Source organism: Oceanidesulfovibrio marinus (genome assembly GCF_013085545.1).
Lineage (GTDB): Bacteria > Desulfobacterota > Desulfovibrionia > Desulfovibrionales > Desulfovibrionaceae > Oceanidesulfovibrio > Oceanidesulfovibrio marinus.
Window position 1 is genome coordinate 872,413 of the sequence record NZ_CP039543.1, and the last position, 22,400, is coordinate 894,812.

A 22,400-nucleotide genomic window follows, 5' to 3' on the forward strand; every position below is an offset into this window, starting at 1 on the left:
CACGTGGAAAACCTCTGGGCGCCGTGGCGCATCGATTATATCCTGGGACCCAAACCTGACGAGTGCGTCTTTTGCCTGCCGGATCATACGCGCGAGGACCGTGAACGCCTCGTGCTCCATCGCGGCGAGCACAACTTCGTGATCATGAACAAGTTCCCGTACAACAACGGGCACCTGCTGGTCACACCCTACCGCCATGTGATGAACCTGTACGAGCTGGAGCCTCACGAGACGCACGAGGCCATGGACCTCATCTCGCTTTGCGCGGAAATCCTCAAGAAGCACTTCAACTGCGAAGGCATTAACATCGGCCTGAACATGGGTGAGGCCGCAGGCGCCGGCATCCGCGAGCACCTGCACTTCCACCTCGTGCCACGCTGGAATGGCGACTCCTCGTTCATGGCCGTCTTTTCCGAGACTCGCGTCATTCCCGAGCATCTGCTCGCGAGTTATGATAAGCTCAAACCACATTTCATGAATTCGAGCCGGACATAACAACCGCCGAAAGGAGGACACATGCGTTTCGTCAAAGGTATATTGCTCCTGGTCATCGTCGCCTTCCTTGTGCTTTTCGCAGCGCAGAACTCCGACGTGCTGACATCCGGCACGCTGTTCAAGCTCGACCTGCATTGGGTTACCTGGGAGACGGGCCAGCTTCCGCTCTACCTCCTCGTTGTGGGCGCCTTCCTCCTCGGCGGCCTGCTCATGTTCATCTATCTGCTCACCGAGTACCTGCGCTCCAAGGGCGCGGCCAAGAGCCTCCGCCACGAGCGTGACCGGTTGAAGCGCGAGCTGGAGAACGAGCGCGCCTCCTCCACGAGCTACACCTCTTCGTACACGAGCTCCTCCTCGAATGATTCGGATTCCGAGTCGGCCGAATCCTAAGCCGGCCGACTGTCCGGCGTATTGCCGGAGCTCCGGCTCACACACTGAAAACACACGCCCCGTGCGCCGCCCGTCGCGGCGTACGGGGTCTTCCATTCTATGAGCGCTGTCAAACTCACACCCATGTTCGAGCAGTACCTCGGGATCAAGGAGGAGTATCCCGACGCGCTGCTGTTCTATCGTATGGGTGATTTCTACGAGCTTTTTTTTGAGGACGCGGAGATCGCCGCGCGCGAGCTCTCCATCGCCCTTACCAGCCGCAACCCCAACGACGAGGCGCGCGTGCCCATGTGCGGCGTGCCCCACCACGCTGCCAAGGAGTATCTGGGCAAGCTCCTGCAGAAAGGCTTCAAGGTCGCGATCTGCGATCAGATAGAAGACCCCAAGGAGGCCAAGGGCCTGGTCAAGCGCGCGGTCACCCGGGTGCTCACTCCGGCCACTGTTGTGGACGAAGACTCCCTGGAGGCCAAGGACCACAACTTCCTTGCCGCGCTGTTCTGGAACTCCTCCAAGAACCGCGGCGGCCTTGGCTGGTTGGACTACTCCACGGGCGACTGGTCCGGGTTCGAGTCCGCACGCGAGACCGAGCTGTGGCAGTGGGCGCAGAAGATCGGCCCGCGCGAGCTGCTGGTTCCGGAAGGGCACGAGGTTCCCGCTTCCCTGGCCCAGAACTTTTCCCAGATCGTGCGCCTGCCCGGCAAGGGCCCCTTTGACGGCGCCGCAGCCGAGCAGCGCATCTGCAAGGCGCAACGCGTGGCCGACCTCGCCGTGCTCGACCTGGCCGGCAAGCCCGAGCTGGTCAGGGCGCTTGGCGGATTGCTCTTTTACTGCGTGCAGACCCAGAAGCACGAGTTGGAGCACCTGGCCCCGTTCAAGCCGCTGACCCTGGGCAAGCACCTGCTGCTGGACGAGGTGACCGAGCGCAACCTGGAACTCTTCCGCCGGCTGGACGGCCGCACCGGGCCGGGCACCCTGCTCCACGTGCTGGACAAGACCAAGACGCCCATGGGCGGCCGGCTGCTGCGCGAACGCCTGAAGCACCCCTGGCGCGAGGCCGGACCCATCGAGGAGACGCTGGACGCCGTGGCCTGGTTCGCAGATGACGAGACCCTGCGCGCCAAGGTCCGCGAGGCCCTGGATGCCGTGTACGACCTGGAGCGCTGCATCACCCGCATCTTTCTGGGCCGCGCTACACCCAAGGACTTCACGGCACTGCGCTCCTCCATCGCCCGGCTGCCCGGCGTACGGGACCTCCTGGAGCAGCATGGCCAGGCCGCGCCCCCGCCCAAGGCCCTGGCCGCCATCCTGGCCAACTGGGATGACCTTTCCGACTTCCACGCCCTGCTCGAAGCGGCTCTGGTGGACAACCCGCCGCCGGTCATCACCGAGGGCGGCCTCTTCCGCCAGGGATACAGGCCTGAGCTGGACGAGCTCCTGAACCTCACGGAGCACGGCGAGTCCGCCCTGGACGAGCTCCTGGCGCGGGAACGCGCGGACACCGGCCTGCCCAAGCTGAAGATGGGCTACAACCGCGTGTTCGGCTACTTCTTCGAGCTGCCGCGCGGCCAGAGCGGCGATGCGCCAGAGCGGTTCGTGCGGCGCCAGACCCTGGCCAATGCCGAGCGCTTCACCACCGACGAGCTCAAGGGCCTGGAAGAGAAGCTGATGAATGCCAGCGAGGAGCGCAAGCGGTTCGAGTACAAGCTCTTCCTGGAGCTGCGCGACCAGGTGGCCGAGGCCAGACCGCGGTTCCTGTACATGGCCGACGTGCTGGCGGCCGTGGACTACTGGCAGGCCCTGGCCGAGGCGGCCCGCGTGAACAGCTGGACCCGGCCGGAGCTGACCACGGGACGGGAGCTGAACATCTCCGGCGGACGGCATCCCGTGGTGGAGGCCGTGCAGGGCGCGGCCAACTTCATCCCCAACGATCTGGCCATGGACGAGGACCGCAAGATTCTGCTCATCACCGGGCCGAACATGGCGGGCAAGTCCACGGTGCTACGGCAGGCCGCGCTCATCCTCATTCTGGCGCAGATGGGCTCCTTTGTGCCAGCGTCCAAGGCAACGCTGGGCCTGGCCGACCGCATCTTCTCCCGCGTGGGCGCCTCGGACAACCTGGCCCAGGGCCAGTCCACCTTCATGGTGGAGATGACCGAGACCGCGCGTATCCTGCGCCAGGCCGGCAAGCGCAGTCTGATCATCCTGGACGAGATAGGCCGCGGCACATCCACATTCGACGGCTTGGCCCTGGCCTGGTCCGTGGTGGAGGAGCTGGCAGCCCGCGGCGGCGACGGCATGCGCACCCTCTTCGCCACCCACTACCACGAGCTCACCAGCCTGGAGGGCACCATTCCTGGCGTGCGCAATCTGAACATCGCGGTCAAGGAATGGGGCGGGGATATCGTGTTCCTGCGGCGGCTCGTGCCCGGACCGTCCGATCGCAGCTACGGCATCGAGGTGGCCAAGCTGGCCGGGGTGCCGCCGCGCGTGGTGCAGCGGGCCAAGGCCATTCTGGCCGAACTGGAGGAGCGCGCCAAACGCGGGGAGTCCCACCGCGGTGCGTTCACCCGCATCGAGACCTGCCCGACCACCCTGCCCGGCATGGACCGGCCCGGACACAGGAACGAGATTCCGGAGGAGCCTCCGGGCTTCGAGGATATTGCCCCGGAGCGCGCCGAGCTGCTGAACCAGATCGCCGAGAGTCTGGCGTCCGTGGATCTGGACGCCCTCTCGCCGCTGGAAGCTCTCAACATGCTGAGTTCGTTAAAAAAACGCCTGGAATAAAACTGACGGTCCACAACTGTCCCGCAGGATCATACATCTTTTTCATATCGTTGATTCTGCAACAATATATTGGACATATTTCAGCCGCGTGCGGTACGTCTTCCGGCAAGAGCGGAGAACAGCGCCTGGCCGCATCCGCCAAATTTGCTCGAATTAGCGCATTTTCGTCTTGAAACAAGACTCCCATCTGAAACAACTTACTGTTGTTTCAGATAAATGCATGAGAGCATCTAAACCTTTTCAAGGCTAATATGCTCTAAACGCCAAGGACTGATACATATGCATTTTTTTGAACATCGTGGCGGCGAGCTCTATGCCGAGGATCTCCGTGTTACCGACCTTGTCAAGGAGTTCGGATCGCCCCTCTACATCTACTCTGCCAAGACATTTCGCCGGCATTTCGAGGCCTTTGACTCCGCCTTTGCCGGTCTGGACCACCTCACCTGCTACTCGGTGAAGGCCAACTCCAATCTCTGCATCCTGAAGCTCCTCGCGGAGATGGGCGCCGGCATGGACATCGTTTCCGGCGGCGAGCTCTACCGCGCGCTTAAGGCCGGGGTCGATCCGTCCAAGATCGTCTACTCCGGCGTGGGAAAACGCAGCTACGAGATTGAGGAGGCGCTGACCGCGGACATCCTGATGTTCAATGTGGAGTCCCTGGCCGAGCTGGAAAAGATCAATGAAATCGCCGGGAACATGGGCAAGAAGGCGCGCATCAGCCTGCGCATCAACCCGGATGTGGACCCCAAGACCCACCCCTACATTGCCACCGGCCTGAAGAAGGCCAAGTTCGGCCTGGACATCGAGTCCTCCCTGGCCGCGTACGCCAAGGCCAAAGAGCTGGAGCACATCGAACCCGTGGGCATCGACTGCCACATCGGCTCGCAGCTCACCTCCATCGATCCTTTCCTGGAGGCCCTGGACAAGATTATGGCCTTCCGCGACAAGCTCACGGCCATGGGCCTGGACATCCAGTACCTCGACCTCGGCGGCGGGCTCGGCATCACCTATGACGAGGAAGAGCCGCCCCACCCCTCGGCATTCGGCGAGGCCCTGACGCAGAAGCTGGCCGGCCTGCCCATGAAGGTCATCCTGGAGCCTGGCCGCGTCATCGCCGGCAACTCCGGCATCCTGGTCACTGAGGTCCTCTACACCAAGGGCGGTGAGACCAAGGAGTTCGTCATCGTGGATGGCGCCATGAATGACTTGGTGCGGCCCTCGCTGTACGGCTCGTTCCACCGCATCGGCGAGGTTACGCCCAAGGGCCGGCCCGAGCACGTGGTGGACGTGGTGGGCCCCATTTGCGAGTCCGGCGACTTCCTGGCGCGGGAGCGCAGCCTGCCTGCCGTGGAGTCCGGCGAGCTCCTGGCGGTCTACTCGGCCGGTGCCTACGGCTTTACCATGAGCTCCAACTACAACTCGCGTCCCCGTGTAGCCGAGATCCTCGTGGACGGCGACCAGGCTATCCTGGCGCGCCGCCGGGAGACGTACGAAGACCTCGTGGAAGCCGAGAAGAGCTGCCTGGACAAGATCTAAATTGCATTCAATCAATGCTTGACGAAATGGCCCTGGATGGTTTCCATCCGGGGCTTTTTTCTTGTACAACCATACCAGTATGGAAATCCTACATTAAGGTATAGAATTTACCCGCTTGCCAGGATGGGGTTTCCTGATACGATGGTCCCTCTTGTCTTCTGTCCGTTGTAATCACATACAATTCTGGAGGAAATTACCATGTACGCTCTGGCTATCAATGGCAGCCCGCGCAAAGACGGCAACACGCGCGTCCTGCTCGAAAAAGTGACCGAGCAGCTCAAGAACGCCGGCTGGGACACCGAGATCGTCCAGGTGGGCGGCAACAAGGTGCGCGGTTGCATCGCCTGCTACAAGTGCTTCGAAAACAAGGACCAGCGTTGCGCCGTAAAGAACGACGCGTTCAACGACGTCATGGAGAAGATCGTCCGCGCGGACGCCATCATCATGGGCTCGCCCACCTACTTTGCCGACGTCAGCTCCGATTGCAAAGGCGTGCTGGACCGCGCCGGCCTTGTCTCCATAGCCAACGGCGGCCTGCTGCGCGGCAAGATCGGCGCGGGCGTTGTGGCCGTGCGCCGCGGCGGCGCCACCCACGTGCTCGACTCCATCAACCACATGTACCTGATGTCCGAGATGATCGTGCCCGGCTCCACATACTGGAACATGGGCTACGGCATGAACAAGGGCGAAGTTTCCGGCGATGAGGAAGGCATGCGCAACGCCGAGCACCTGGGCAAGGCCATCGACTGGCTCGGCAAGGCCACCGTGCCGCACCGCGACAGCTACCCGGTGGGACGCGGCGAGGCATAGCTTGGCGCGGTTGTTCGGCGCCGCAACACGATGGTGCGAACAAACGAAAGGCCCGGACGACGCAACCGCCCGGGCCTTTGTTTTGTCTTATTGAACGGATGGCTACTTGGCCAGGCCGACCATGAGCTGGTCCACGTCCACGACCTGGCGGTTATCCACCTTGAAACCGACCATGGTGCCGCCGGCCGGTTTGTACGGCGCCGTATTAACCTTCACGCCGTTCACGTAGAACTCCAGGGTATCGCCGTTGCGGCGGATGTGGATGGTGTTGGTGGCGCCCAGGCCCGGCGCAATGGCGTCGCTGGGCGTCCAGTCGATCACCGTGTCGGCCTTGCCGTCCTTCTCCTGGCGGTAGCTGTACAGGCCGTTGCCGCTGATGCGGAAGCTGTTGTAGGCCTCGCCCTTGTTGGTCACGCCCCAGATGACGCCGTAGCCGTAGTCCAGCACGCCATCCACCTTTCTGAACACGGCCTCGATCACAAACTGGCTCTTGGGATCGAAGTCCATGGTATTCCAGGCAATCCAGCCTTCCGATCCTGCCTTGTGGTCGATGTGGTAGTGGCCGTCCTGCACTGCGATGTTCACCTGCGGCGTGGAGGCCTCGAACCATTTGCGGTCGTTGTTGGAGAACTCCTCCAGCTGCACCACGGAGGCGATGGCCGGCGTCTTCTTGACAGGGGTCTGCTCGGCGGCCGTCTCCTCCGGCGCAAGCTTCACCGTCAGGGTGTTCTCGCTGCCGGCCTCCACCTGGTAGTCCATGGAGCGGGTCATGTAGCCGGGATGCGAGACCTCGATGGCGTACTCGCCGGGCTCCAGCTCGATGCCGTCCTTGTAGGGCGGCTTGATGTTCAGGATGCGGACCGTGGCGTTCTTGGGATCGGTCTGCACGGTGAGGGTTCCATTGGTAGTGCCGGGTCCGGGCTTCTGCTCGGCCTCGGTCACGGCCTGGGCGTCCTTGGCAGGCTCCGCAGCCAGAGTGAAGGAGAAGCTGTTGTCCTGGCCGGCCTTCACGGTCACGGTGTGCGTCAGGGTGACGTAGCCGGGCTTGGAAATCTTCAGATCGTAATCACCGGCCGACACGGGCATGCCCGCCTCATAGGCCGGCTTGATGTTCATGATGTGGATTTCGGCATCCTTGGGCTCGGTCACAACGGTGAGCGTGCCGCTCTTGGCTACGGGCTCCGGCTTCTGCTCGATTACGGGCTCTGACTTCTGCTCAGGCTGGGCCGGAGTCGTTGTCTGCGAGGCGTTGTTGGCCGCGGCCTCCGCCGTCAGGGTGAAGGAGAAGCGGTTCTCCTGATTGGCCTTGACGGTCACGGTCTTGGTGATGGTCGCGAAGCCGGACTTGGATATCTCCAGATCATAATCGCCGGCCGGCACGGATATGCCGTCCTCGTAGGCCGGGGCGATGTTCATCACGCGCACGGTGGCGTCCGCGGGCTGAGTCTGGACAAAGAGCGCGCCCTCGGGCGGCGCTTCCTTGAGGTCGAAGCTGAAGCGGTTCTGCGTGCCGCCCTTCACGGTGACGTCCCTGCGCTGGGTGATGTAGCCTTCCTTGGACACCTCGACGTCATAGGTGCCGGGCTCCAGCTGCATGCCGGACTCGTACGGCGGCGAAATGTTCATGATGCGGATGAGCGCATCCGGCGGCGTGGCTTCGATAACAATGGTGCCGTTTTGTTGCGCGGCGGCTGGCAGGCAAAAGACAAGGGAACTGAAAAGAATCATCAACCATATCTGTAGTGTGCGCATGCAGTCTCCTTCTCGATGATGCGGGCATGGCTCTGTGGGGAGATGCCAACCCGTTGCGACCATCCTTTCGTGATACCGTGTTATGCTGTGGAGTCAACCAGAATTGAAAGGTTTGATGACCACTGCGACTCGCGGATCATGATGCATCAGAACCGGTTGCCGACGGTATTTCCTGAATCGGAAGGGAGGTACGTAAGCCCTGCGGGGCAGTCAGCTTTATCGAGATTGCAAAGCACGCCCTCTGTAAAAGAATTGTGCGCGCAGATCGGCTGGTGGGAACTCCGGGGTGTTCCGAGGTTCATCCAAAAAGGAAGCGGCCACGCCCGGTATGGGCATGGCCGCTTTTATGAAAAATGGTGCCGAAGGGGAGACTCGAACTCCCACGGACAGGTGTCCACTACCCCCTCAAGATAGCGTGTCTACCAGTTCCACCACTTCGGCACGCGGGTACTGACTTATTCTGTGGCGTTCCCCTGCTGTGCAGGTTGCTCGGGAGCAGTGACGCCTGTGTCTTCATTCGCCGGTGCGGGCTGCTCGTCGGCTGCCTTGTCCTCGGAAGGTTGGGCAGCGGGCTCAGCCGCGCTCTGGTTCTGCTCCGTGGCGTTGCCCATATGCTCAAAGTCGAGCGGCTGGCTTTGCACCGGAGCCTCGTCCATCACGCTGGACTCGACCTTGGTCGGGCTGGTGATGACGTTGTAGCCGAGCGAGGTGGCCAGGAAGATACCGGCGACAACTGCCGTTACCTTGGCGAGAAGACCGCCTGCGCCGGAAGAACCGAACAGGGAGCTCGAGCCCCCTCCGAAGATGACGCCCATCCCTTCCTTGCCGGATTGAAGGAGCACCACCACGATGAGCACGAGGCAGGCGATGATATGTAATGCCAAGATCAGTGTTTGCACGGAATCCCTTCCAAAATCCTTTGTTCGCTCATCAGCGAAAGACCAGTTTTACTAGATCAAACTTGCAACGTCGTCCAGTGTTTTTTTCAACTTTTTTCAGCCAAGGACAATCTGGCTGAAACTGTCTGCCTGCAAGGACGCGCCTCCTACCAAGACCCCTTCCACATTGTCAAGGGTGATGATCTCGCCGATGTTGGCCGGCTTCACGCTGCCGCCGTACAAAATGCGGATGTTCTTGCCAGTCTTGGGCAGGAGATCGCTCAGAATATTGCGAACGATTCCATGCGCTTCCAGTATCTCTGGCGGACCGGCTGTCTTGCCGGTGCCAATGGCCCAGACAGGCTCGTAGGCCACGGAGAACATTTCCTGGTTCACGCCGTTGTCCAGCTCGGCCAGGCCGGCCTTGAGCTGTCGGGAGAGCACGTCGGTCAGGGCGCCGGCTTCGCGTTCTTCCAGAGTCTCGCCGATGCAGAGCACGGTATGCAGGCCGGAGCGCAGTGCAAAGGCGGTCTTCTTGCCTACGAACTCGTCCGACTCGCCCAGGATGTGCCGCCGCTCGGAGTGGCCGGTCAGGACGCTGCGGCAGCCGAGATCAAGCAGCATGCGCGGGGAGATTTCGCCGGTAAAAGCGCCCTCATCCGCCGGGTAGCAGTTCTGGCCGCCCACGATGAAGTTCTCGTTGCCGGCAAAGGCCTCCACCACTCCGGCGATGGCCGTAAACGGCGGGAAGACCATGACCTCCCGGTCCTCGGGCAGGTTGTCCGTCGCCTCGACAAGCTCCCGCGCCGTCTTCTCGGCGTCGGCAGCAGTCTTGTACATCTTCCAGTTTGCGGCCATGAGCTTTTTCATTCGGTCGTGTCTCCTTGGTCCAAGTCGTGTTCGGCGGCGCCGTCGCCGTTTTCCGAGTCCATTTCCAGGCGCATGAGTCGTGCGTCCTCGCCGGTGTCCGGATAGTAATGGGGCCGGACGCCGACTGCCTCGAAGCCCATGCTCTCGTAGAGCGTCTGGGCAGCGATGTTATTTTCACGCACTTCCAGAAACGTTCTTTGTATGCCCATTTTACGTGCTATTTGCAAGACAAGCCGTAGAAGACGCCTGCCGTATCCCTTGCGCCGCATGTCCGGGGTCACGGCGATGTTCAGGATTTCCATCTCCGGAGGGAGCAGGTATATGGTGGCGTAGGCGGCCAGGTGGTCTGGAGCGCCCGGCAACAAGCGCGAGGACGGCTCGAACAGGCCGAAAACGTGGCAGATGTTCTGCTTGAAAGCCAGGGAGTACTGCTCCTCCCCCCACGGGCAGGAGAAGCATGCGCTCTCCAGAGCCAGCAGCTCGGGCAGGTCCTTGTCGTCCAGCTTGCGAAATATGGCGCTGTCTGCCGTCATGTCCTTTCAATGCGGTTGCTTGCGCATGCCCATACAGGAACACACGAATGTCTGCTCATTACTATATACCGCTGCTGCCGGCCCCTTCCGCTGAGATAGAGCTCGTGGATATCGTGGACGAAACCGACACGCCCTTTGCCGTGATGCCGCTGGCCACGGCCATCAAGCAATCCCTCTTCCGCCGCGCCGTGCTCGTATTGGTGTACGACCGCGCCGGCAGGCTCTATCTACAGCGCCGCAGCCGCACCAAACAGCTCTATCCAGGCCGACTCGATCTTTCGGCCACGGGCCATGTCCGCGCCGGGGAGTCCCGCCTGGACGCAGCCACGCGGGAGCTGAATGAAGAGCTCGGCCTGACCGGCCTCCGGCTCACCATGATCGCTTCGGTGGAGGCCAGCCACCACACCGGCTACGCCTTTGTCAGCCTGTTCTCGGCAGGCGCCGTGGACGAGGAACCGCAGCCCCTGTCCGACGAGACCGAGGGTGGTCTCTTCGTAGACCAGGAGGAGGCCGCCGCACTGGTGGAGAACTTCCGCGAGCAGCTCACCCCCGGCCTGGTCTACTTCTGGGAGCGCGGCCTGCTCTTTCCAGAGACCCGGCTTACTCCGTAATCAACGCGCGCATAGCCTCGTGCAGGGGCCCGTTGGTGGCCAGTACCGACGACGAAAACAGCGTGAACGGCGCGTCTGGTTCGAAAGCGCTCACGCGTCCGCCGGCCTCTTCCACCAGCAGCCAGCCGGCCGCCATGTCCCACGGCTTCAGGTTGATCTCATAGTAGCCGTCGTAGTTGCCGCAGGCGAGATAGGCGAGGTCCAACGCGGCCGAGCCGTAGCGCCGCACGCCCTGTGTGACGGGCAGCACAGCGTCCAGCCAAGCGGTGATGCGGCCCACCTGCTTGTCCACGTCATAGGGAAATCCCGTGGCCACCAGCGCGTCCTGCAAAGAATCAGTGTCAGTCACGCCGATGCGCTCGCCATTCCGGAAAGCGCCTTGGCTGCGCACCGCCACGAACATTTCTTCAAGTATTGGATTATACACCACGCCGAGGCCCACGCCCTCTCCGGTCCACAGCGCCACGGACGTGGCCACGAACGGCAGCTTATGTGCGTAGTTGGTGGTGCCGTCCAGAGGATCAACCACCCAGGTCAGACCCTCCACCTTGGTGGCGCTGGAGCCCTCCTCGCCCATAAAGGCAGCCTCGGGCAGGATGGCACCCAAGCTTTTGCGCAGCGCCTCTTCCACGGCCACGTCGGTTTGGGTCACCAGATCGATGCGGCCCTTGTGGCGAATCTGCCGGGGCTGGTCCCACTGTGTGCGGATGATGGCGCCGGCTTCGCGCACGGCGTCCTGCGTTGCTGCGGCAATGTTCGAAAGATCGATGTCCACGAGACACGCTCCAAGGCTCCGGCCCGGCCGGATCTGCGATGATTGGAAGGCGGCGCCGGCTCATGCCTCGGACCGGCGCAAAGTCGGTCAGTTGATGTAGACCATGTCGAAGGCGCCCTTCTCCTCGATGGTGCGGCCCGTGCCGCGAACCACGGTGGTCAGGGGATCGGAGTCCACGAGGACCTTGATGCTCGTGTTGCGGGTGATGAGCTGGTCCAGGCCCTTGAGCAGCGCGCCGCCCCCGGCCAGGAGCATTCCGTTCTGGCCCACGTCCACCACGAGCTCGGGCGGGGTTTTTTCCAGGGCCTTGCGCACGGCGCGGACGATTACCTTGACCGGCTCCTTGAGCGCCTCGCGGATCTGGGCGTCGGTGATGGTAACGGACTTGGGGCCGCCCTGGATGAGGTCCTTGCCGGGCACGGTCATCTTGAGCGGCTCTGGCAGCGTATAGGCGGAGCCCACGCCGATCTTGACCTTCTCGGCCATGTTCTCGCCGATGATCAGGCGGTGCTCGTCCTGAAAGAAGCGCTGGATGGTGGAGTTCATGCCGTCGCCGGCCATGCGCACGGACTCGGAGTAGGCAATGGCGGACAGGGAGATGACGGCCACCTCGGTGGTGCCGCCGCCGATATCCACCACCATGTTGCCCACTGGCTCGTGGATGGAGGTGCCGGCGCCTATGGCCGCGGCCATGGGCTCCTCGATGAGGCGGACGTCGCGCGCGCCGGACTCCACGGCCGACTCGACCACGGCGCGTTTCTCCACCTGGGTGATGCCCGTAGGCACGCAGATGACGATGCTCGGCTTGACGAAGCGCAGCCCCCGGATGACCTTGCGGATGAAGTAGGAGATCATGGCCTTGGTCACGTCGAAGTCGGCGATGACGCCGTCCTTGAGCGGCCGGACCGTGGAGACGTTGTCGGGCGCGCGGCCCATCAGCGCCTTGGCCTCTGCGCCCACGGCCAGAACCTTGTTGTTGCGCTTGTCAAAGGCTACCACCGATGGCTCGTTGAGCACGATGCCCTTGCGCGGGGTGTACAGAAGGGTGTTGGCCGTGCCGAGGTCCATGGCCAAGTCTTTGCCGAGAAAACCGAATAAACGGTGGAGTCCCATAGTCGTCACGCGCCTCCGGCCGGAGCCGATCCGGGCGAATTGTTGTATGTATCCTGCAGGTGCCGGGCAAAGGCCTCGGACTCCTGCAGTTTGCTTCTGAGATACAGATTTTCGAGGAACAACGCCAGTTGCTCCGAGGCCATCGTGCAGAAGGTTTTCAGATCATCGCCGATGGGCAGGGCCGAGGGGCTGGAGAGCCCGAGCACGCCGCGCACCTGCTTCTGAAAGACCAGCGGCATGAGCAGTACGCTCTTCATGGGCTGGGTCTTGGCCGCCTTGCCGAAAAGCGGTGTGAGGTTGCAGGCCCCCTCGCCCTCTCCGGAAATGACCGGCTGGCCGTTGCGGAAGACGAATCCCACAAGGCCCACGCTCATGTCCAGATGCATCTCGGCGTCCTTGGCGGTCATCAGTGGCACATGGGCGCCTTCGATGTAGTAGCGCTCCCCGTTGGGATCGCGCGCCGCCAGAAAGGAGTGCTCGAAGCCGGCCGCGTCGCTCATCAGCGCCAGGAACTTGCCCAGAAAGTCCGGCCAGCGCTTGATGGTGGTGCGCATGCCGTGGATGAGCTGCAGGCAGTGGTAGTACTGAAACTGGCTCTGGCTGGCGCGTGCCAGCTCGAACCGCTCGTGAAGGTCCAGCAGGAAGTCCGCGAAGAGATGGAGAATCTTCTGGTCCTTCTCGCTGAAGCAGAAGGTGCGCTTGGAGTCGAGGCAGATGACGCCCTCGCCGCGCTTGAGCGGACAGCCCATGAACGCCTTGATGGTGGCTTCCACATCCTGCGGGTAGTAGCCCAGCTTGCCCTTCTTCTTGTCCACATTGTTGACGAGCAGCGGCTGGCGGTTGCGCACGATCCAGCCGACAAAGCCCTTGCCCGGCTCGGCAATGGATTCCGTGAGCACATGGTCGCCCAGGCTGAAGTGTGCGGCAACCCGGTATGTTCCGGAACGCTTGTCATGCATGTAGAGCACCACGGAGTACGCGTCGAAGACGCTGCAGACGATGCTCAGAAGACGTTCCAGATAGCTGTGCTCATCCATGAGAATATTCCGGCAAAAGAAGTATGTGTTGCATGAGAGGAGTGCGGCCGGGAGCTGAGGACATGGAGCACCCCATGAGCAGGAAACCTAGTGGAAGAGGCGAACAAATGTCAACAGCCTGATATTGTTGGCTATGTATTTCCCTTGGGCGATTTTGCTCAGAATAGCTCATAACACTTGCTAACGATCTGGATTTTCTCTAAAAAATATTTAGCACAATTGGCCGAATTGTGAAAGCGAAAAATGCGGGCGCCAATCCGCGCGGTTTTCGATTGCTGGCTTGAGTAATATGCCGTGTGCGTATATGGATAAATGTTCAGGCGGCGACCACCCCGGGGTGAATTACGATGCTCAAGACATGGAAACACGCATTCAAGGATTCGAGGTGGACGCTCGTCGATAATCCGGACGACTATAGCCTCCACCCGCAGATCACCACCCTGACCGATCTCAAGGCGTATCTTGATGTCGTCCATGCGAAGTATTGCCTGATCAAACCGTATTTCGAGCATCCCAAGTATCCGCTGGTGGACGCCCGCGAGCTTTTGCCTTCGTTCGAGTCCGACCCCTTCGAGTACGAGGAGCTGCCCGGGTTCAGCATGGTCGCTTTCGAGCGGCCCATGGAGTACTTCGACGAGATTTTCCAGTTCGACATTCTCCACTCCCTGCTGGACCAGAATGACACGGCTCAGGGCATGGCCTGCCCGCTGGAGCCCGCCGTTCTGCAGAATAACCTCCAGACTTTGCTGAACCGCCTGCCCAAGCGCATGCAGGACGACCTCTCCGAGAAGTTTTCCAATCGCGACGTCACCGATCTGGACCATTACCATGAGATGCTGCCGTTTCTGCTCCAGATGGATCGGGCCCATGTGCTGGCGCGGGACATGTACGATAACTTCATCCTTACCGGCGTTTACGGCTCGTTTCCGTCCGATCTGGACACGGAGATCAAGCGCTTCGGCCTGCGCATCGGCAAGTTCACCGTGGGCGACAGCATCCGTTACGAGTTGCACCGCATCTTCGTCTACACGTTCCTCATGGAGCTGTACGGCTTCCCCATCGTCTCGGAGCGGCGCACCTCATCCGCTCTCTTTGCCCGCAAGCTACACAAGCTGGGCGAGCGTTTCCTGGTCCGCGTGCTGGGCCAGTCCGACCGGACAATCACCACACTGTACTCCGAAGATGGGGAAAAACGCTACCCTCGCGTGGAAAAACTTGCCCTGGTGCGCGTGGAAAAGGAGCAGAAGGATGTCATCCGCCTGCTCAAGGACGGCGGCTACTTCATTGATCCCAAGAAGCTCGTGGTGCTCCTGCGCGTGCGCTACAAGCAGCACAAGTTCAACCCCCACAACGTGCGCCAGGACCGCGCCCTGTCCGTGGAGAACCAGGAGGTCATCCACCCCCTGACCGGCCGCGCCTACACGGGCCTCAACATCATCAAGGACGCCACGAACATGTTCCTGCGGCTCAACGACATCGTGCGCGGCGAGTATGTGGGGACCATCGTGTTCAAGCGTAACGAGGTCGTGGAGAACACGGACACGGACGAGAAGCGCCTCAAGTTTCTGTACTCGTGGCTTTCCAAGCACCAGCGCCGGATCATCAGCTACTCGGACGACTTCTACGCAAAGGTCGTACAGGTTCTGGACAACTACCTGCTCAACCCGGAAAATTACGACGTCTTCCAGAACTCGTACGATCTTTACCACGAGGTCTGGGCCAAGTACTCCTACATCCAGCAGGCGCGCAAGGTGCGCCATCTGGAGGAGATCTCCGACGGCGTGGACCGCAAGGGCAACCGCATCTCCCATCTCGACCGGCTCAAGGAAGCGTGCGAGCTCCTGCAAGAGCTCAAGTTCGAGATCGTCAACTATTTTGAAGACCTGGTACAGAGCGTCATCGGCATCAGCGAATCCATGCTGTCCGATCGCTATCTTGCACGAAAATACATGGAGAAGAAGGAAGAGGAGCTGACCGACTACGGCAAAACCGTCAAGCGCAACTACGGCAAGCTCGTCTCGCTGCTCGACGAGTTCAAGTCCATCCGCAAGACGCGCGCCGAGCTCCTCCCTTCGCTCTTGGAAACCGGCTAAGGAGCCCTCTGTGAGTGACCTGAAGAAGACTCCGCTTTTTGACTGGCATGTTGCCCGCGGCGCCAAGACCGCGCCTTTTGCCGGATGGGACATGCCCATCCAGTACACCTCCATCATTGCAGAGCACGAGCAGACCCGCACTAAGGCCGGCCTGTTCGACATCTGCCACATGGGCGAGTTCCTCATCTCCGGCCGCGAGGCCAAGGCTGCGCTCTCCCGCGTGGTCACCCAGAACCTCGCCACCCTGGTGCCGGGCCGCTGCCGCTACGGCTTCGTGCTCAACGAGCGCGGCGGCGTCATTGACGACTGCATCGTCTACTGCCTGGACGAAACCCAGTACATGATCGTCTGCAACGGCGCCCGAGTGGATGTCATCGGCCAGTGGCTCAAAGATAACCTGCCCCCTGTGGACAGCCCTCTGGAGGTGACCGACATCTCCGACGGCACAGCCAAGATCGACCTGCAGGGCCCCCTTTCCCTGGACGTGCTCCAGGACGCCACCGGCCAGGACTTCACCGACCTCAAGTACTTCGGCTTCAAGCAGGTGGAGTTCGACGGCGAGCCCATGCTGGTCAGCCGCACCGGCTACACCGGCGAGCGAGGCTTCGAGCTCTACATCGCGCCCGAGAAGGCCCTGCCCCTGTGGGAAAAGCTGGAGAGCGACGTGCGCGTGGAGCCCTGCGGCCTGGGCGCGCGGGACACCCTGCGCCTGGAGGTGGGCCTGCCCCTGTACGGCCATGAGCTGGACGAGGACCACAACCCCACCGAGGCCGGCTACGGCGCCATGCTCACCTCCGAGGCCGACTACATCGGCAAACCCCATGTGGGTGAGGTGCGCGAAAAGCTCATCGCTCTGGCCCTGGAAGGACGGCGCAGCGCCCGCCACGGAGACATCCTGCTGAACGCAGACGGCGTGGAAGTGGGCCGCGTGACCAGCGGCTCCTACTGCCCCAGCATCGGCCACGCCGCGGCCCTGGCTTTTGTGCAGGCGGATCAGGCCGACGCCGACGAGTTCGCCGTGAAGACCGCCCGCACCGAGCTGCCGGCAAAGCGCGTGGAACTGCCCTTCTACACCGAAGGCACCGCCCGCAAGAAACTGGTATAACTGTTAGAAACGGCCTTTCGAGGAGGCTTATGCGTTCCTTTTATCTGGATTCCTCGGACTGGCCGGAGCTGCCTGACGAGAGGCTGAGCCTGACCGAAGCCGAGGCCCACCATGCCTCGCGCGTGGTCCGCGTGCAGCCCGGCGAGGAGGTCCGCGTCTTTGACGGCCTGGGCCGCGAGGCCCTCGCCGCTGTGGAGTATGTGGGCAAGAACCGCGTGGACCTCGCACCGGTGGAGATTCGCGTGGTCCAGCCGTCTGCGCGCCCGGTCACCCTGGCCGTGGCCTGGACCAAGGCCCTGCGCCGCAGCTGGCTGCTGGAAAAGGCCGTGGAGCTGGAAGCCTCGGCCATCTGGTTCTGGCAGGCGGACCGCTCCCAGGGAAGAATTCCGGACGAGCCCAAGGAAACCTGGACCGGGCAGCTCGTGGCCGGGGCCAAGCAGTGCGAGTCGGCCTGGATACCGGAGCTGCGCACCTTTCCCAAAGGCCTGGCAGAGGTCGCCGCTGCCGCGGCCTCCATTCCCGGACGCTACATCCTTTGGGAGGACCCGCAGCAACCGCGCATGCTCACAGCGCAGGACCTCGCCGCCAGCGAACCCATGCTCTTTGTCCTCGGTCCGGAAGGCGGCTTCTCGCCCAAGGAAGAGGCGCTGTTCACGGCCGAAGGCTCCGGCTTTGTCCCTGTAAGCCTGGGCCGGCGCATTCTGCGCTGGGAGACAGCGGCCCTGCTCTGCCTCGGCCTGGCGTTCTGGAGCGGATCGTGAGCCCGAAAAAGAAGACGGACGAACCCTTGCTCGCCCCCATGGCCGGACCGGCCCCGGCGCGCCAGCCCCTGGCCGACCGCATCCGGCCGCATACCCTGGACGAGTTTGTTGGCCAGGGCCACCTGCGCGAGCGCATCGCCACCTTCATGGCGGCGGAGCGGCTGCCTTCGCTCCTGTTCTTCGGCCCCCCTGGCTGCGGCAAGTCCACCCTGGCCCTGCTCCTGGCCGAGAAAAGCGGCCTGCCGTACATCCGCGTCAGTGCGCCGGAGGCCGGCCTTGCGCAGCTCCGCAAGCAACTCGCCGGGGCGCGGCTCCTGGTGCTCGATGAGCTGCACCGCTTCTCCAAGGCGCAGCAGGACTTCTTCCTCCCGCTCCTGGAAAGCGGCGAGATCACCCTTATCGCCACCACCACGGAGAATCCGTCCTTCTCGGTCACCCGGCAGCTCCTCTCGCGGCTGCACGTGCTCCGGCTCGGGCCACTCACCGACGAGGATTTGCTGTCCATCGTCCGCCGCGGTTCCGAGGCCCTGAGTCTTGAGTTATCCGAGGACGCCATGCGCCTTCTCGTCACCGTGGCTCACGGCGACGCCCGCACACTACTGAACCTCGTGGAGCACGCGGCCAGCCTGGAGCCAGACAAGCGCGACGTGGAGCACTTGAAATCCGCCCTGCCCGAGTTCGTGCAGCGCCACGACAAGGCCGGGGATAGCCACTACGACCTCGCCTCGGCCCTCATCAAGTCCATCCGCGGCAGCGACCCGGACGCCGCGCTCTACTACCTGGCCAGCCTGCTGGAGGGCGGCGAGGACCCGCGCTTTGTCTGCCGCCGGCTCATCCTTTCGGCATCCGAGGACGTGGGCCTGGCCAACCCGCAGGCCCTGCCCATGACCGTGGCCTGCCAGCAGGCCGTGGAGTTCGTAGGCATGCCCGAGGGCTTCATCCCCCTGGCCGAGACCACGGTCTATCTGGCTGTGAGCCCAAAATCCAACGCGAGCTACGCCGCCTACCGCCGTGCGCAACACCACCTGCGCGAGCACGGGACAGACCCGGTGCCCATCCACCTGCGTAACGCTGCGACCAAATTGATGAAGGAGTGGGGTTACGGCGAAGGCTACAAGTATCCGCATGACTTCCCGGGCGGCTGGGCCGAGCAACGCTACCTGCCGGACGAGGTTAACGCGCGCTTCTACAAGCCATCGGACAACGGTCAGGAGCCGCGTCTGCTGGCCTGGTGGCGGGAAGTAACGGGACGGCGGTGAGGGAAGATTGAGTCACGAGTAATTTTGCATTTCAATAGCAGTCCCTATCTTCATTAACTATTGAGTATGCTCCTCGTGCTTTATTTCGATCGAACCGTCCTCTCCGAAAATTAGAGCTGTTGTCTGTATTTCTCTTGATGTAAAGCCGAATGAAAATATGACGTACACACTTGCGCTGATATTTCCCATGCCGCCACAGTACACGAGCCGGATGCCGTTTGCCGTTGTACCGCTTAGTCCTGCCAGCAACTCCGCCGGAACGAGATATGTCTGTCCAAAGGCCTCAACGCGCATGCTCAAAATTCCGGTATCATCTTGCTCACCGGATACCAGGACTGGCCCAGAGGAACCAATTCCTTTGGATTCCAAAAAAAATGACGACAGAGCTAATGCGCCTTCTTTCGAAGCATGAACGCTTGGGACGCAGAGGAAAAGAATCATTACAACCAATAATACAGTCTTCACTCTAAATCCTTTACATAACAAAGGCCCGGACTCCGTATACGAAGCCCGGGCCGCTACTTAGTCTAAGCTAGTCCGCTTCGTAATAGACGTTGCCTGAGGTGTCGAGCCAGGCGTCGCCGTTTTCCGTGAGAATCAACGTGGTTGCTTGCTCTGTAAACGGAATGGTTCCCTTGGTGAACTGTACGTGCACGCGTCTGGGAAGGTTATTGAATCCGCCGGCATAAGAAAGCTTGACGCCGTTGGGCATGAAGTCGCGCAGATGGTCGAGTTGGGCCTGCGACAGGGTGAACTCCTGGTCGAATGCCGTGGCCTGGATGTGCACAATGCCTGCGCCGTTGTGTTGTCCGCTAACCGAGACAGGGCCGAACGAGCCGTCCCCCTGCGATTCAATGGCGAATGCGGACATTGGTAAGCTGTTTGAGTTGGATGCATACACAACGGAACACGCCAACAGTACAAAAGCAACAACACAAAGTACTCGCTTCATCTGCCTTCCCCTTGGTTTAAGTAGCGATGTACCAAAACGTTGATGTCCGACCCCGTCCATGTCGCCGTCGTGTGCGACACTACATCATTGACTACGCAGGCAGACAACAGAATAATGCAGTGCGCTCAGCTATTGGCCACGGTGCGGGTCGAATTATCTGTCAGCATGAATTGCGAGAATAGATGCGTTCCTCCGGGCGTAGCGCTCTTCTTTTCAAACAGCCATACGCTATTTATTCACTTTATTCCACAGTAAAGGTCAGGGAGTCGCTACGGCCCTGGGAGTCCTGCACCACAATGCGGTGCTCACCTTTCCGGGCCGCGAGGAACAGGTTCTCGGCCACGCCACCCTGTGCAACCAAGGCGCCGTCCTGGAACCAGTAGAGATTGGAATCGCCGCCGTCAGTGCGCGCCACCAGGGGGATGCGCTGGAACTCGTCCGGCGCGTCAGAGCGCAGTACATACGGCGTGGTTGCCGAAGGCGAGACAATGGCCGGCCCGCCCGTGGCCGGCACGGCGCTGCACTCCGGCGAGAGCGGCGGCGCGGTCTGCACCGGGATGCCCCGCGAGAGCTCCCAGGCGATGAGCTCTTCCGGCGGCGTGCGCACCACGCGCGGCTCGGCCTTGATGGTGGCAAGGCACCGCCCTTCCACCCGCAACTCTGTGTCCGGGTTTACGAAGATGCGTTGGTGCAATGTGGAGCGTTTGAGCTTGGTCCGGCCGGCAATGACCGTGATGGCCATGGTCCGCGGCGTGAACGGGTTGGGCAGCTCCCGGTCCTCGGTGCAGACCTCTACCGTGTCCAGGGCGAGGTTGTCGGGCATGGGCAGCGGGGCTCCGGGCTCCTCCACGGCGCGGAGCACGTCGAACAGAAGCGGCCCGGCGTGCCGCGCGCCGGAAATGCCCTTGGCGGCCCGGCCGTCCAGGTTGCCGGTCCACACCCCCACCACGTAGTGCGCGCTGAAGCCGATGGCCCAGGCGTCCCGATGGCCAAAGGACGTCCCGGTCTTCCAGGCCACCTCCGGCGCATCCAGGGTCATGGCCCACGCCGTGGGGAGGTCCCGCCGCGGCACTTCCTCCAGAATGGAGCGCACCAGGTACGCCGATTCGCGCGAGAGCAACCGCACCGAGCCGTCATTTTGTATGGATGTTTCTTTCCGATTGATTTCCAGGGGTTCCGACTGATCGGCGAGCAGACGCGCCGATTGCCACACGCCCTCGTCAGCCAGGGCAGCGTACAGTGTGGTGAGCTGCACGAGCGAGGACTCACATGCGCCCAGGGCCAGCGGCAACCCGTAGTGTCCGGGGCCATAGCGCAGCTCCAGTCCGCCCTGCCGCAGCAGCCGGTGGAAGCGCGGCAGCCCGGCCTTGGCGAGCATCCGCACGGCCGGCGCATTCAGCGAGTGGACCAGCGCCTGCCGCACCGTGACCGGACCGCGGTAGCGATCGTCATAGTTTGTGGCTACATAGCCGGAGTAATCCGTGGGGATGTCCAGGACCATGGATTCCGGAACCGCGATGCCCTCGTCAAAGGCGAGACCGTAGAGGAACGGCTTGAGCGTGGAGCCTGGCGAGCGCATGGCCAGGGCCGCGTTGATCGGGCCATGGCGCGCGGTATCAAAGAAGTCATGCGTGCCCACAAGCGCCCGAATCTCCCTGGTTTTTCGGTCCAGCACCACCACGGCGGCGTTCTCCAGCCCGGCCAGCCGCAGCGATGTCAGCCGCCGGCGCATGGCAGTGAGCGCCTGATTTTGAAACGCCGGATCGATGGTAGTCGTCACATCCCATACCGACAGTTTAGGAGACCGCGCCAATGCTGAACGCTTAAGCTGCTCATAGGCCATTCGGCTGGCATGCGGCGCGATCATGGGCGGAGGCGTCAGCCTGGTGGGGAGTGGTTGCACCTTGGCCAGGGCTACCCGATCCGGTGGGAACACGCCCCGCTCCTCCAGCGTGTCCAGCAACCGATCCCGCGCAGCCTGTGCCGCTTTGGGATGGGCAATGGGATCGTACGCCTGCGGCGACCGCGGCAGCACGGCCAGCAAGGCGGCCTCGCCCAGGGAGAGCGCCCCGGCCGATTTGCCAAAGTACGTGTACGCCGCAGCGCCGACGCCGACCACGTTGCCGCCGTACGGCGTGTTGTTCAAGTAGAGCTTGAGTATTTCGTCCTTGGACAAGCCATACTCAAGTTGGAGCGCCCGGAAGGCCTCAACGATTTTGCCCTTGATTGAGCGCGATTTCGGCTCAGCCAGCCGGGCAAGCTGCATGGTGATGGTGGAGCCGCCGGAGACCACCCCGTCCGCCTGCAGGTTCTGCAACGCGGCGCGCAGAATGGAGAATGGATTGACGCCGGGATGGTAGCGGAAGTAGCGGTCCTCAGATGCGATGATAACCTTCTGGAAAACCGGGGAAACATCCTGCAACGCCAAGGGGAAGCGGCGGCGGCCGTCTTCCGGCAGGAAGATTCGCATGGGCGTACCATCTCTGGCGCGGACCATGACCGCTGGATCAGCACGCAAGGCCCTGTCCGGAAAGGGAAAGCTGGCATCGAGCGCTAAGAATGCGACATACCCGGCAAGGCAGAGTGCAATCGCGCAATACGCAAAAACTCGAAAAGTATTACGCATGTATTACATCCTGCCCTACC

General features: G+C 62.1%; 20 protein-coding genes and 1 tRNA gene. 10 read left to right on the forward strand and 11 right to left on the reverse strand.

Annotated features, from left to right (window positions below; translation table 11 throughout):
- Positions 1 to 3: 3 nt before the first annotated feature.
- From E8L03_RS03860 to E8L03_RS03880, 5 genes are all read left to right on the forward strand, one after another.
- A complete protein-coding gene (locus E8L03_RS03860) occupies positions 4 to 495 on the forward strand; it encodes an HIT family protein (RefSeq protein ID WP_144234560.1) in 492 nt (163 codons plus the stop codon).
- Between the two features lie 21 nt (positions 496 to 516).
- Complete coding sequence (locus E8L03_RS03865) at positions 517 to 885, forward strand: LapA family protein (protein ID WP_144234561.1); 369 nt, start codon at positions 517 to 519, stop codon at positions 883 to 885.
- Between the two features lie 99 nt (positions 886 to 984).
- Positions 985 to 3,669 (forward strand): DNA mismatch repair protein MutS, encoded by a 2,685-nt coding sequence (gene mutS, locus E8L03_RS03870; protein ID WP_244963654.1) that lies wholly within the window; start codon positions 985 to 987, stop codon positions 3,667 to 3,669.
- A gap of 279 nt (positions 3,670 to 3,948) precedes the next feature.
- Positions 3,949 to 5,205 carry a diaminopimelate decarboxylase gene (gene lysA, locus E8L03_RS03875; RefSeq protein WP_171266629.1) on the forward strand — a complete coding sequence of 419 codons (1,257 nt, stop codon included), beginning with the start codon at positions 3,949 to 3,951 and terminating at the stop codon, positions 5,203 to 5,205.
- A 198-nt stretch (positions 5,206 to 5,403) separates the two neighbouring features.
- The gene (locus tag E8L03_RS03880; RefSeq protein WP_144234564.1) at positions 5,404 to 6,015 is read left to right on the forward strand and encodes a flavodoxin family protein; all 612 of its coding nucleotides are present in this window, start codon (positions 5,404 to 5,406) and stop codon (positions 6,013 to 6,015) included.
- Between the two features lie 102 nt (positions 6,016 to 6,117).
- On the opposite strand, the gene E8L03_RS20875 is transcribed toward E8L03_RS03880, so the two are convergent.
- From E8L03_RS20875 to rimI, 5 genes are all read right to left on the reverse strand, one after another.
- A complete protein-coding gene (locus E8L03_RS20875; RefSeq protein WP_216367940.1) occupies positions 6,118 to 7,767 on the reverse strand; it encodes a PEGA domain-containing protein in 1,650 nt (549 codons plus the stop codon).
- Between the two features lie 354 nt (positions 7,768 to 8,121).
- Positions 8,122 to 8,208 (reverse strand) — tRNA-Leu (locus tag E8L03_RS03895).
- A gap of 14 nt (positions 8,209 to 8,222) precedes the next feature.
- Positions 8,223 to 8,666 carry a preprotein translocase subunit SecG gene (gene secG / locus E8L03_RS03900; protein WP_171266630.1) on the reverse strand — a complete coding sequence of 148 codons (444 nt, stop codon included), beginning with the start codon at positions 8,664 to 8,666 and terminating at the stop codon, positions 8,223 to 8,225.
- A 96-nt stretch (positions 8,667 to 8,762) separates the two neighbouring features.
- Positions 8,763 to 9,515 carry a triose-phosphate isomerase gene (tpiA, locus tag E8L03_RS03905; protein WP_171266631.1) on the reverse strand — a complete coding sequence of 251 codons (753 nt, stop codon included), beginning with the start codon at positions 9,513 to 9,515 and terminating at the stop codon, positions 8,763 to 8,765.
- The gene (gene rimI, locus E8L03_RS03910; protein WP_144234567.1) at positions 9,512 to 10,048 is read right to left on the reverse strand and encodes a ribosomal protein S18-alanine N-acetyltransferase; all 537 of its coding nucleotides are present in this window, start codon (positions 10,046 to 10,048) and stop codon (positions 9,512 to 9,514) included. Before rimI ends, tpiA begins: the two co-directional genes overlap by 4 nt.
- Positions 10,049 to 10,095: 47 nt before the next feature.
- Between rimI and E8L03_RS03915 the strand changes: the two genes are divergently transcribed.
- The gene (locus E8L03_RS03915; protein WP_171266632.1) at positions 10,096 to 10,659 is read left to right on the forward strand and encodes an NUDIX hydrolase; all 564 of its coding nucleotides are present in this window, start codon (positions 10,096 to 10,098) and stop codon (positions 10,657 to 10,659) included.
- Here E8L03_RS03915 and E8L03_RS03920 read toward each other — a convergent pair.
- The 3 genes from E8L03_RS03920 to E8L03_RS03930 all read right to left on the reverse strand — a co-directional run bounded on the left by E8L03_RS03920 (position 10,649) and on the right by E8L03_RS03930 (position 13,584).
- The gene (locus tag E8L03_RS03920; RefSeq protein WP_244963655.1) at positions 10,649 to 11,434 is read right to left on the reverse strand and encodes an inositol monophosphatase family protein; all 786 of its coding nucleotides are present in this window, start codon (positions 11,432 to 11,434) and stop codon (positions 10,649 to 10,651) included. The genes E8L03_RS03915 and E8L03_RS03920 overlap by 11 nt on opposite strands.
- A gap of 87 nt (positions 11,435 to 11,521) precedes the next feature.
- A complete protein-coding gene (mreB, locus tag E8L03_RS03925; RefSeq protein ID WP_144234569.1) occupies positions 11,522 to 12,547 on the reverse strand; it encodes a rod shape-determining protein in 1,026 nt (341 codons plus the stop codon).
- Between the two features lie 5 nt (positions 12,548 to 12,552).
- Positions 12,553 to 13,584: a GAF domain-containing protein gene (locus tag E8L03_RS03930; RefSeq protein ID WP_144234570.1), complete on the reverse strand. Its 1,032-nt coding sequence runs from the start codon at positions 13,582 to 13,584 to the stop codon at positions 12,553 to 12,555.
- Positions 13,585 to 13,931: 347 nt separating this feature from the next.
- Here E8L03_RS03930 and E8L03_RS03935 point away from each other — a divergent pair, with 347 nt between their 5' ends.
- From E8L03_RS03935 to E8L03_RS03950, 4 genes are read left to right on the forward strand one after another with little or no spacing between them, the layout of a single operon-like run.
- A complete protein-coding gene (locus E8L03_RS03935; protein WP_144234571.1) occupies positions 13,932 to 15,677 on the forward strand; it encodes a hypothetical protein in 1,746 nt (581 codons plus the stop codon).
- Between the two features lie 10 nt (positions 15,678 to 15,687).
- Positions 15,688 to 16,782, forward strand: a complete 1,095-nt coding sequence (gcvT, locus tag E8L03_RS03940; RefSeq protein ID WP_171266633.1) for a glycine cleavage system aminomethyltransferase GcvT — start codon at positions 15,688 to 15,690, stop codon at positions 16,780 to 16,782.
- A 29-nt stretch (positions 16,783 to 16,811) separates the two neighbouring features.
- A complete protein-coding gene (locus E8L03_RS03945; RefSeq protein ID WP_171266634.1) occupies positions 16,812 to 17,543 on the forward strand; it encodes a 16S rRNA (uracil(1498)-N(3))-methyltransferase in 732 nt (243 codons plus the stop codon).
- Between the two features lie 38 nt (positions 17,544 to 17,581).
- Complete coding sequence (locus E8L03_RS03950) at positions 17,582 to 18,802, forward strand: replication-associated recombination protein A (RefSeq protein WP_171268431.1); 1,221 nt, start codon at positions 17,582 to 17,584, stop codon at positions 18,800 to 18,802.
- Between the two features lie 57 nt (positions 18,803 to 18,859).
- On the opposite strand, the gene E8L03_RS03955 is transcribed toward E8L03_RS03950, so the two are convergent.
- The 3 genes from E8L03_RS03955 to pbpC form a co-directional block, all read right to left on the reverse strand.
- Positions 18,860 to 19,267: a hypothetical protein gene (locus E8L03_RS03955; protein ID WP_171266635.1), complete on the reverse strand. Its 408-nt coding sequence runs from the start codon at positions 19,265 to 19,267 to the stop codon at positions 18,860 to 18,862.
- Between the two features lie 67 nt (positions 19,268 to 19,334).
- Positions 19,335 to 19,673 carry a hypothetical protein gene (locus E8L03_RS03960; RefSeq protein WP_171266636.1) on the reverse strand — a complete coding sequence of 113 codons (339 nt, stop codon included), beginning with the start codon at positions 19,671 to 19,673 and terminating at the stop codon, positions 19,335 to 19,337.
- 322 nt (positions 19,674 to 19,995) lie between these two features.
- Positions 19,996 to 22,272, reverse strand: coding sequence for a penicillin-binding protein 1C (pbpC, locus tag E8L03_RS03965; RefSeq protein ID WP_171266637.1), 2,277 nt, complete (start codon positions 22,270 to 22,272; stop codon positions 19,996 to 19,998).
- Between the last annotated feature and the right edge of the window lie 128 nt (positions 22,273 to 22,400).

Bases quoted from the DNA above. Each gene is read 5' to 3' on its own strand.
- E8L03_RS03865 (WP_144234561.1), top strand. From the start codon at position 517: ATGCGTTTCGTCAAAGGTATATTGCTCCTGGTCATCGTCGCCTTCCTT.
- mutS (WP_244963654.1), top strand. From the start codon at position 985: ATGAGCGCTGTCAAACTCACACCCATGTTCGAGCAGTACCTCGGGATC.
- lysA (WP_171266629.1), top strand. From the start codon at position 3,949: ATGCATTTTTTTGAACATCGTGGCGGCGAGCTCTATGCCGAGGATCTC.
- E8L03_RS03880 (WP_144234564.1), top strand. From the start codon at position 5,404: ATGTACGCTCTGGCTATCAATGGCAGCCCGCGCAAAGACGGCAACACG.
- E8L03_RS20875 (WP_216367940.1), bottom strand. From the start codon at position 7,767: ATGCGCACACTACAGATATGGTTGATGATTCTTTTCAGTTCCCTTGTC.
- tpiA (WP_171266631.1), bottom strand. From the start codon at position 9,515: ATGAAAAAGCTCATGGCCGCAAACTGGAAGATGTACAAGACTGCTGCC.
- rimI (WP_144234567.1), bottom strand. From the start codon at position 10,048: ATGACGGCAGACAGCGCCATATTTCGCAAGCTGGACGACAAGGACCTG.
- E8L03_RS03915 (WP_171266632.1), top strand. From the start codon at position 10,096: ATGTCTGCTCATTACTATATACCGCTGCTGCCGGCCCCTTCCGCTGAG.
- mreB (WP_144234569.1), bottom strand. From the start codon at position 12,547: ATGGGACTCCACCGTTTATTCGGTTTTCTCGGCAAAGACTTGGCCATG.
- E8L03_RS03930 (WP_144234570.1), bottom strand. From the start codon at position 13,584: ATGGATGAGCACAGCTATCTGGAACGTCTTCTGAGCATCGTCTGCAGC.
- E8L03_RS03935 (WP_144234571.1), top strand. From the start codon at position 13,932: ATGCTCAAGACATGGAAACACGCATTCAAGGATTCGAGGTGGACGCTC.
- E8L03_RS03945 (WP_171266634.1), top strand. From the start codon at position 16,812: ATGCGTTCCTTTTATCTGGATTCCTCGGACTGGCCGGAGCTGCCTGAC.
- E8L03_RS03950 (WP_171268431.1), top strand. From the start codon at position 17,582: ATGGCCGGACCGGCCCCGGCGCGCCAGCCCCTGGCCGACCGCATCCGG.
- E8L03_RS03960 (WP_171266636.1), bottom strand. From the start codon at position 19,673: ATGTCCGCATTCGCCATTGAATCGCAGGGGGACGGCTCGTTCGGCCCT.